At 39.8% G+C, this 2,045-nt stretch carries 4 protein-coding genes; 3 read left to right on the top strand and 1 reads right to left on the bottom strand.

Annotated elements, in window-relative coordinates:
• On the bottom strand, positions 1 to 196 hold a 196-nt coding region (locus ACRN9H_RS19575; RefSeq protein ID WP_432315874.1), incomplete at its 3' end, for a hypothetical protein.
• Positions 197 to 397: 201 nt separating this feature from the next.
• On the opposite strand from ACRN9H_RS19575, the gene ACRN9H_RS19570 reads away from it, so the two are divergent.
• From ACRN9H_RS19570 to ACRN9H_RS19560, 3 genes are all read left to right on the top strand, one after another.
• Positions 398 to 658 carry a type II toxin-antitoxin system Phd/YefM family antitoxin gene (locus ACRN9H_RS19570; RefSeq protein ID WP_011638898.1) on the top strand — a complete coding sequence of 87 codons (261 nt, stop codon included), beginning with the start codon at positions 398 to 400 and terminating at the stop codon, positions 656 to 658.
• The gene (locus ACRN9H_RS19565) at positions 658 to 969 is read left to right on the top strand and encodes a type II toxin-antitoxin system RelE/ParE family toxin (RefSeq protein WP_107881346.1); all 312 of its coding nucleotides are present in this window, start codon (positions 658 to 660) and stop codon (positions 967 to 969) included. The genes ACRN9H_RS19570 and ACRN9H_RS19565 overlap by 1 nt, the downstream gene beginning before the upstream one ends.
• 23 nt (positions 970 to 992) lie before the next feature.
• Positions 993 to 2,045, top strand: a 1,053-nt coding sequence (locus ACRN9H_RS19560) for a DUF4158 domain-containing protein (protein ID WP_432315871.1), incomplete at its 3' end; no start/stop codon positions are given.

Raw genomic sequence — 2,045 nt, 5'->3', positions numbered from 1 at the left:
CATTTTTCAAAGATCCTGCATAGAAAAATGAATTAAATCGTTGATTTAACTCTAGCATAGATCTGTCAGACTTGAAGTTATCTCTGTAGCAATGGTATTGTTTTGTACAATATTCGCCTGCTTGATTGGCTAAATTTGCCCAACGCGCCAAAAGTGTAAAGTTAGATTTATGCACGAGGTAACAACTTGTTTTCAATATCAAATACACCTTAAACCTAAAAATTAAAAATTTGCCATAATCTCTTTAGAGATTTTGATAACCGACTTATGATAGTAGTTTTGATAGGTGATAAATTACTCTATCAAATTGTACACATTTTGATAAGGTGCATTTTTGACTTTTATCGTCCAACTGGTGTAAATTGAGCGAATCGAACGATTCGTTTAAAGGTGATAAATGAACACTCTTTCAGCCAATGAAGCAAAAATTCACTTTGGAGATTTGTTGCTCAAAGCTCAACAAGCTCCAATCCAAATTAATAAAAATGGCAAGCCTGTGGCCGTTGTTATTTCAGCTGATGCATACCAAAGTATCGAGACACTAAAATTACATTTGCTTCAATCCAAAGCGGTGAAAGCCATGACTGACATCAAAATGGGCAATTTGGTTGATGGTAATACCTTTTTTGATGAGCTGGCCGCAGGGCAGTATGACTAATGCCGGTAACTTATCATTTAACGCCCGATGCACAATCTGATCTGATAGGTATTCACCGCTTTACGTTAGCCCAATGGGGAACGACTCAGTCGAAGACATATTTATCAGGACTTAGACAAACGATTCTGCTGCTGGCTGAAACACCCAGCCTTGGGAAAAATAGACCCGAGGTACGCATGAATGTGTTTAGCTTCCCTTATTCAAGTCATGTCATCTATTACATCCAACATGAGCATCAATTCGTTGTATTTGGGATCTTACATAAAAGTATGGTTCCACTTGCACATCTCGCGGAGCGGGAAATTATTTGATGTAGTGAAATAGGGGGTTCACCATGAAAAATGACGTTCGGCGGCTATCTATTTTGTCAACTGATGAAATAGATGAACTGTTTGGATTACCTCATTTCTCAGATGATGATCGTCGATTATATTTTGACTTAAGTGCTAAAGAGCGCGAGCTATTCGACAATACCCGAACGTTTTCTGTGGCAGCCCATTTAGTATTGCAACTGGGCTATTTCAAAGCCAAACGGCAGTTTTTCAGTTATGAACAAGAATCGTCAGTACTAAATGACTTGGATTACATTGCCGCGCTGTACTTTCCCACCAAAACGCTTTCAAGGCTGAAAAGTCCCTCAAGACCGATTAGGGCTGAACAACAACGAGCAATTCTTGATTTATTCCAGTATAAACAATGTGATAATGAGGTAAAAGTTGATTTGGAAGATAAAGCACAGCGGGTTGCGATGCTATCGACACAACCTATCTTTATCTTTCGTGAATTAACCCAATACTTAGCATTACACCGTATTGTCATGCCCAGTTATCGGTATATGCAAGAGATGATTGGTAGAGTGGTGGCTTATGAACGCACCCGTATTGCTCGATTACTTAGCACTTGCATGACTTCACTTATCGATCAGCAATTAGCGGCTTTGCTTCGGGCTGAGTCAGGAGTATTTCGCGTCAGCGCATTAAAACATGAAGCTAAAGATTTCAGTTATAAAGAATTGCGACATGAAGTCGCACGGCGGCAGTTTTTCCAGCCTCTACATGAGTTTGCCAAGCAGTTCCTCATAACAGCGGGGATCTCCAATGAAAGCGGCAAGTATTATGCTTCTATGGTTAAGTTTTATACCACTTATAAACTTCAACGCATGAAAAAAGAGACTGCTCAGTTATATCTGCTGTTTTTTGCTTTTCATCGGTTTCAGCAAATTAATGACAACTTAATTGAAGCATTGCTCCATTGGGTCGATCAATACGAGAAACAGGCCAAGCGTGCCGCTGAAGAAGCAATGAATAATGCGGTTACCAATGCAGCGAAAAATTTACAGGCTGCGGGTCATGTATTGAGCCTGTTTACGGATGACACCATCACCGAT

The organism is Shewanella sp. MF08487 (assembly GCF_050848685.1).
Lineage (GTDB): Bacteria > Pseudomonadota > Gammaproteobacteria > Enterobacterales > Shewanellaceae > Shewanella > Shewanella glacialipiscicola.
This window is presented reverse-complemented; position numbering and strand designations above follow the sequence as displayed.